Source organism: Mesorhizobium sp. M7A.F.Ca.CA.002.15.2.1 (assembly GCF_003998715.1).
In the GTDB taxonomy this organism is placed as follows: Bacteria; Pseudomonadota; Alphaproteobacteria; order Rhizobiales; family Rhizobiaceae; genus Mesorhizobium; species Mesorhizobium ciceri.
In genome coordinates this window covers 1-1,389 of the sequence record NZ_RZPI01000981.1, presented here as the reverse complement: position 1 = coordinate 1,389, position 1,389 = coordinate 1, and the positions used below count along the sequence as shown (strand labels likewise).

The following is a 1,389-nucleotide window of genomic DNA, read 5'->3' as shown; positions in this document are numbered from 1 at the left end:
AAGCCGGACGGCTTGAACATCTCGATCGTCACCTTCAGCGCGTCACCCGGCTCGGCCCCCTCGACGAAGATCGGCCCGGTCACCGGATTGACGGTGGCGAAGTCGAGCTTGGCGACGTCGGCGACCGTGCTGCCGGCCTGCAACTGGCCGCCGGAGGAATCGAGGCACTGGAACTCGATCGTCGAGCCGGGCGCCACCCGCTCGGCCGGGGCAAACGAATTGTCCCAGCCGAAATGATGTTGGCGCCCGTGGATGGTGTAGTCGCAGTTATTGCACATCTTTTACGTACACATTGTCGTAGTTGATCGGGATATGAACCGGGTCGACATAGAGGTTGTCGGCGCCGCCCATGCGCGCCGATTTCATGGTGAAGCGCTGCTCGTTGAAGACCGGCGCCCAGGGCGCGTCTTCCATCACCTTGTCGTAGATGGCGCTCCACATCTTGTCGCGTTCGCCTGATTTAGCCGGGTCGACCACCGAGTCGGCCTCGGCCGCCTTGGCGTCGAGATCCTTGTTGCAATACCACGACCAGTTCCAGCCGCCGGGCACCGCACCGGCGCAGCCGAGGATCGGGCCGTAGAAGTTCGACGGATCCGGGAAGTCGGCGATCCAGGCCATGCCGCCGGACCAGATCATCGGTGCGCCGGCCTTGTCGCCGCCGGCGGCAATCACGTTTGCCTGCGCCAGCGACTGGATGCTGGCCTTGATGCCGATCGCCGCCAGATCCTGCTGGATCGCCTGGGCGATGCGCGGGTTGGGATCGGTGTTCATGGCAAACAGCTGTGTCTCGAAGCCGTCGGGGTGGCCAGCCTCTGCGAGCAGCGCCTTGGCCTTGGCGACGTCATAGGGATAGCCCTTGTATTCCTTGTCGTAGCCCGGCATCGACGGCGGCAGCGGCTGGTTGGCCGGCACGGCGCGGCCGTTGATGATCTGGATGACGCGCGCCTTGTTGATCGCCATGTTGACTGCCTGGCGCACCTTAACATTGTCGAACGGCGCCATGGTGGTGTTCATGGTGACATAGCCGGTGTGCAGCTGGCCGCCTTCGACGACGCGTGCCTTCTGCTCGGGATCGGCCATCACCTCCTGGAATTTTGCTGGCGGAATGCCGTCGCCGGGGACGTCGATCTCGCCCTTCTGCAGGCGCAGCAGCGCCACGATCGGCTCCTGGCCGATCTCGAAGGTGATCTTGTCCAGATGCGGCAGGCCCTTGTGCCAATAGTCCGCATTGCGCTCGAAGACGATGCGCTCGCCGAGCGTCCACTCGGCGAGCTTGAAGGCGCCGGTGCCGACCGGATGCTTGCCGAAATCGGCGCCGTATTTCTCGACCTCTTCCTTCGGCACGACATGGGCGAAGTTGATGGCCATCACATGCAGGAAGGTGGCGTC

At 63.9% G+C, this 1,389-nt stretch carries 2 protein-coding genes; both read right to left on the bottom strand.

Annotated features, from left to right (window positions below; genetic code table 11):
- On the bottom strand, window positions 1–278 hold a 278-nt coding region (locus ENZ74_RS31770), incomplete at its 3' end, for an acetamidase/formamidase family protein (protein ID WP_206522385.1).
- A partial coding sequence (locus tag ENZ74_RS31765; protein WP_164761405.1) for an ABC transporter substrate-binding protein occupies window positions 268–1,389 on the bottom strand: 1,122 nt, incomplete at its 5' end. The genes ENZ74_RS31765 and ENZ74_RS31770, both read right to left, overlap by 11 nt.